This is a genomic window from Peribacillus sp. NPDC096448 (genome assembly GCF_044762675.1).
Lineage (GTDB): Bacteria > Bacillota > Bacilli > Bacillales > DSM-1321 > Peribacillus > Peribacillus frigoritolerans_B.
In genome coordinates this window covers 38,336-44,623 of sequence record NZ_JBIWEU010000027.1, presented here as the reverse complement: position 1 = coordinate 44,623, position 6,288 = coordinate 38,336, and the positions used below count along the sequence as shown (strand labels likewise).

3 protein-coding genes are annotated in these 6,288 nt (G+C 43.7%); all 3 read right to left on the bottom strand.

Translation table 11 applies throughout. From position 1 onward, the window contains the following. Window positions 1–117: 117 nt before the first annotated feature. The gene (gene murC / locus ACIQ0C_RS25160) at window positions 118–1,422 is read right to left on the bottom strand and encodes a UDP-N-acetylmuramate--L-alanine ligase (RefSeq protein ID WP_403065149.1); all 1,305 of its coding nucleotides are present in this window, start codon (window positions 1,420–1,422) and stop codon (window positions 118–120) included. A 285-nt stretch (window positions 1,423–1,707) separates the two neighbouring features. Continuing rightward, window positions 1,708–4,530, bottom strand: coding sequence for a DNA translocase FtsK (locus ACIQ0C_RS25155; protein WP_483878369.1), 2,823 nt, complete (start codon window positions 4,528–4,530; stop codon window positions 1,708–1,710). Window positions 4,531–4,955: 425 nt separating this feature from the next. Further along, a complete protein-coding gene (locus tag ACIQ0C_RS25150) occupies window positions 4,956–6,143 on the bottom strand; it encodes an amidohydrolase (RefSeq protein WP_403065158.1) in 1,188 nt (395 codons plus the stop codon). Window positions 6,144–6,288 lie beyond the last annotated feature (145 nt).

Genomic DNA, 6,288 nt, shown 5'->3' with positions numbered 1-6,288 from the left:
GTGAAATTAAAAGGCATGAGCCCAGTAGATTACCGGGTTCATGCCCTCAAGGTTTCCTAATTAAATAAAGTGTCTAACTTTTTGGGTTCACTTCATACTAACGGATCGGTCGTTTTTTTATTTTACCTGCAGTGTATGCTCGTAGGCTGCTTGGAACTTTTGAATGTCCCCCGCACCCATGAATAACACGACACTGTTATCATGGTTTTGCAATATTGATGTTGTGTTCTCCGTAATCAGCTCGGCACCTGGAATCTTATCTTGAAGGTCTTCAATCGATAACTTTCCTTGATGTTCACGAGCAGATCCAAAAATTTCACATAAGTATACTTTGTCGGCCAAATTCAAGCTGTCGGCGAATTCATCCAGGAATGCCTGCGTTCTCGAGAATGTATGCGGCTGGAAAACCGCAACAACTTCACGCTCTGGATATTTTTGTCGAGCCGAGTCAACAGTTGCAGAGATCTCGGTCGGATGGTGTGCATAATCATCAATGATGATCTGACTTCCGATTTCCTTTTCGGAGAACCGGCGTTTAACTCCGCCAAAAGTCCGCAATTGGGCTTTCACAGCTTCCGTATCCAAGTTTTCATATTTACAAAGTGCAATGACACCAAGTGCATTCAACACATTATGCTTTCCAAAAGTAGGAATTGTGAATGTATCATAGTAATTGTTCCTTACATGCACATCAAAAGTCGTGCCATCCGGAGTGACGGAAACATTTTTCGCTTGAAAATCATTTCCTTCTGCAAATCCGTAAAAAATAACCGGTACTTTCGCCTGAATATGTGGTAAATGCTCATCATCCCCGCACGCTATGATGCCTTTGTTGACTTGAAGGGCCATCGTTTGGAAAGCCTCGAACACGTCTTCGACATTGGCGTAATAATCAGGATGATCAAAATCGATATTCGTCATGATTGCATAATCCGGATAATAGGAAAGGAAATGACGGCGATATTCACATGCTTCGAATACGAAGTAATCAGAATTCACGATCCCTTTACCCGTTCCATCCCCAATCAAGAAGGATGTCGGTTTAGCGCCCCCCATTACATGGGCAAGTAAGCCGGTCGTCGATGTTTTACCATGCGCTCCCGTAACCGCCACGCTAATGAAGTTTTTCATGAAATCACCTAGGAAACGGTGATAACGGATAATCGGCAAATCAAGTTCTTTTGCCTTTACGATTTCCGGATGACTATCCGGAAACGCATTTCCTGCAATGATGGTCATTCCAGGTTGAATATTTTCCTCGTTGAAAGGAAGGATTTTAATCCCGGCTTTTTCTAATGCCAATTGTGTAAAAAATTCTTTTTCGTAATCGGAACCCTGCACTTCAATATTCATATCATGCAGTATTTGTGCAAGAGCACTCATACCCGACCCTTTAATTCCCACAAAATGGTAAGCAGTCATAAAGCGAACCTCCACCAATCGTCTACCTGTATGACAGTATATGACGTCATCTTTTATTTGTTTTTCCATTACGAGACTTGTTAGTAACGCAATTTCTTCATAGGTTTTTCAAGCTTTTATTTTCAATCATTCATCAACAAAAATCTATTATATCACTTTTTTATTCATTCATCCATGTCAGGCAGATGCCAATTTATCAAATCATTGGTTTTTCCCTCAATTAAGGGGATAAAAAAGGGTTTTCACCCTTTCACATTATATACAATTTCCTTTTATTAGGTTCTCTTAATTAACATGTAAAAATTCCAGTTCTTCTTCCGTAATCAATACATCCCTTGGCCTTGAGCCCCTGGATTCGGAAACGACTCCATGTTGCTCCATCATTTCTATTAGACGCGCTGCACGGTTATATCCGACACGGAAGCGCCTTTGGACGCTCGATGCAGATGCGGCCTGCTGGCTCACGACAAATTCACAAGCCTCGAAAAACAGTTCATCCGCTTCTTCCGTGACCTGGGCCCTGTTCAGCAAGTCTTCCTGTTCAAACAGGTATTTCGGCTGCTGCTCCAGTTTAACATGGTTGACCACTTGATCGATTTCTTCATCACTCACGAAAGTCCCTTGCAGGCGCACCGTTTTTGAAGAGCCGTTTTCAGCGAATAACATATCCCCTCTTCCCAATAGTTTTTCTGCACCGCCGCTATCGATGATTGTACGGGAGTCGACTTGTGAAGAAACCGAAAAAGCGATCCTTGTCGGGATATTTGCCTTGATCAATCCAGTTATGACATCGACTGAAGGTCTTTGAGTGGCTACAATCAAATGGATGCCGCAGGCACGGGCCTTTTGAGCAATCCGGCAAATCGCTTCCTCTACATCAGCCGGGGACATCATCATTAGATCCGCAAGCTCATCGATGATCACCAGGATATAAGGCAGCTTGCTTGAATATTGACCGGCTTTTTCCGCTTGTTCATTAAAGCGGGTGATATCACGTACACCCGCATGTACAAACAATTCATAACGTCGTTCCATCTCCTCTACAGCCCATTTCAACGCAGCCGTAGCGGCTTTTACATCGGTTATGACTGGACTGACCAAATGCGGGATCCGGTTATATGGGGCGAGCTCGACCATTTTCGGATCGATCAATAGTAACTTCAACTCCTGCGGCGTCGCTTTATATAGCAAGCTGACCAGCATGGTGTTGATACAGACACTTTTCCCCGATCCAGTTTGCCCGGCTATCAATCCATGCGGCATCTTTCTCAAATCCGTGATAATCGGCTGACCGGATATATCGAGTCCTAATGCCACGGCAAGCGGTGATTCATGCTCTTGAAACTCAGTACTTTCCAAAACCTCACGCAAAAATACCGGTTTGCTTTTCCTGTTCGGAATCTCGATGCCGATTGTATGTTTACCCGGAATGGGCGCTTCCATCCTCATATCCTGAGCAGCAAGGCTTAATTTGATGTCATCCATCAGGTTCGTCACTTTATTCACCTTCACTCCCGGCTCCGGATGCACCTCGAAACGAGTTACTGCCGGTCCTTGAGTGACATTGACGACCTTTGCACGGACATTGAAATTTTTCAATGTCTGATCAAGTAATAATGTCTGTTCCTCGAGCCACTCATCATCATGCACAGCATAAGTGGGAGGTGTCAGCAATTCGATATTCGGAAACACATAGTATGGATTATCATCCGCTTCCACGGAGCCAAAAACTTCCGGGGCATCGCCTTGGCCACTTTCCGCTGTCTCTGTATAAACTGCTTCTTGATACCCATCTCCAGAAATGGGGGATTCCTGTTCAAGAAGCCGCTTAGGGTCGGAACCAATATTGGATTCAACTGTATTTTCAGGCACGGCGGCGGTTTCGGTGTCCAAAAAGGCAGGTGTAATGTCCGGAGTCTCCTCTTTCGGCATAACTCTGCTTTCCTCCGGTTTCCGTTCGGGAATGGCGGATGGTTCCGCTTGTCCTGCCTCCGTTTGGGCAGCGTCATCCATAGGTCGTTTGTCAGGTGAAACTACTGCCCTTTCCGAATTAAGGCTTTTTTTTTCCGGCATCATTCTATTCATGAAGCCATTTTTTTCCCGATCTTGCTTAAGCATCATCACATTAAATGGGATATGTTTTTTCGGACGTTTAGGCTGCACTTCAGGTATTGCCTCAGATGGGTCCCTTTCAGGCATTGTTTCTTGACTTAATGGTTGATTTGATTGTACAGCAACCTCCCCAGGAACCGATATCGCTTCAGGCGGAGTGTCGTCCGCCTGTTCCATGATGGATACAGCGACTTCGCGTCCAAAATCGACTTGGTCCTGTTCAATAGCCTCTTTTTCTACCTCAGGCTCAATAATGTTAGGCTCGCTTACTGCTTCTTCTGGCAGTGACTCAATGGGATTTCTTCGAAAGAAAGCGGGTATCTCCGAATCTTCCTTTTTTTCTTCCGCTTGTTCCGGTATAAGAATGGCGGGTTCTACCGTCATTGCCTCATGTGACGCACCTTTTGAGATTTCAGGGATCGATACCGGAATCTCGATATCGGGTTCTTCTTTTTTTAGGATGGGCATTTTGCTTTCCAATTCATATTCGACAATTTCTTCAGAAGGGACTACTTTTTTTTCCGGACGACGGAACCCGTAAATGGGTGAAGGGATTTCCGTTGGGCGGAATGGAGTATTTGACGGGACTATTTTTGAAGTTTCCTCCCTGTCGAAGCTTCTCCGTTTTGGTTCAGGATCCCTTACAGGCCTTCTCGGTGTTTCTTTGGGCACATTCTTCCCCTGTTTAGGTTCATTGTCCTCCCTGTTTCTTTCCCTAGGCTTTCTTTTATTCTGCTCCCGGTCTGGAATGAGCGGAAACTTGAACTGGCCTTTTGGATATTGAAACAGGATTTTCGTATCCGGGTCTGGCGTCTGTGACATTTTTTCCACTTTTTGATTATAAACCTTTATTTCTTCTTTCTTTGACTTCGAAAGCTTCGAAAAATCCATTTTCCTTAATGTCTCTTCATCAAGCGGTTCATCTATAATAATTTCTTCGATTTCAATAATTTCCTCTGCTTGGAACCATTTTTTCATCTTATTTAGCCATTTCAAAACTATCACTCTTTCTACATCTGTAGTTATGTAACTAATTCTACCAGTTATTTTAAAAATATCGAGAAAATTTAAGCTAAATTGGGATTAGTATCTTTTTTTTATCGCATTCTTACCAACTTAACGTATTTCGCAGAACTCCTACCCTATTAAACCCCTTCTGAAATGAGTTTAAACCTATCATCGCGAAATAACATTAGCCCCTAGTCTACTATTTAAATAAAACACAGCTGTTAAATCGCGTTTACAAAGAGATTAAGTTTTCATGCTGACTTGAAAGCAGACTGGCCTATTCATTGCATCATCCTTCATGAAACCTCCGGCAGCATCCAAATACCTTTCACAACCCATAAAACACCGTTCGTTAATACCGAACGGTGTTTTGTGGGTTTCTCCGTTTTTTTTGCAAACAAGGACCAAAGGGACTATTTCCATTCATAAAAACTGCAAACAACCTGCGCCACTGATTTGGAAGCGATCAAAAGGGCATCTTCATCAATGTCGAATTTAGGATGGTGATTGAAATATGCCTTCTCCACCCCTTTCGGTTTACAGCCAATGTAAAAGAAGCAGCCTGGTATCTTTTCTGCATAATACGAAAAATCTTCTGAACCTGAGAAAACCGGAAATTCCACAACCTTTTTAATATCTTTATCATTCATGCTTTCCAGGCTTTTTTTCACGAATCCAGTCAGTTCAGGGTCATTATATAACGGAGGGTAATCGGGGACATATGTAAGTTCGCACTGAACATCGAATTCCGTTTCTATCCCTTTGACGATTCGGTGGATTTCCTTATCGATCAGCTGTTGGGTTTTCGCTGTCATATAACGGACATCCCCTTCGATTTCTATACGATCTTTAATGACATTAAAGCTTCCTTTTCCATCGAAGGACCCGATTGTGACTACACCCATATCAAATGGGTTCAAGCGACGGCTGATTACGGTTTGTACGGCTGTCACGAAATGGGCCCCTGCCACAATGGCATCATTAGCCATATGCGGGGAGGAACCATGGCCGCCCACACCCTTTATCGCCAGTTTGAAATAGGTCCGTCCAGCCATCGAATAGCCGCCGCGATACCCGACAACCCCTGCTGGATGCGACGGAAATAAGTGGATTCCAAAAACAGCATCCAGTTCATCCAAAGCCCCTGATTCCATAATGCTTTTTGCTCCTCCTGGGGGTGTCTCTTCTGCATGTTGATGGATTATTTTGATTGTACCTGATAGGGAATCTTTCAGCTCATTGATGCAGTCTGCCAGTACTAATAAATAAGCGGTATGCCCATCGTGTCCGCAGGCATGCATGACACCTTCATTTTTTGAACGGAACGGGACCTCCGCTTCTTCCGTAATCGGCAATGCATCGAAATCCGCACGGAGACCTATCGTTTTCCCAGGTTTTCCGCCTTCGATCGTTACGATGATCCCTAATCCATTTCCTATATTCGTTTGTATCGAGACATCTTTCCCCTTATAAAAATCAATGATATATTGTGTCGTTTTCTCTTCTTTGAAGGATAGTTCCGGATTCTCGTGTAAGTGACGGCGGATTTGAACCATTTCCCCTTTTCGGGCCTCCAGCATGTCCATTAATTTGCTTTTCACGTTCACGATAATTCTCCCCCTTTGTCAGGTATGCCTTTCGTGGCCCCTGTATAGCATTTATACATCATGCCCCGTTGAATATCATTGTGGATAAACAGTGTAATAGTAAAGGACCCTGCTTACAGGTCGTTACTTAGTTGCTTAA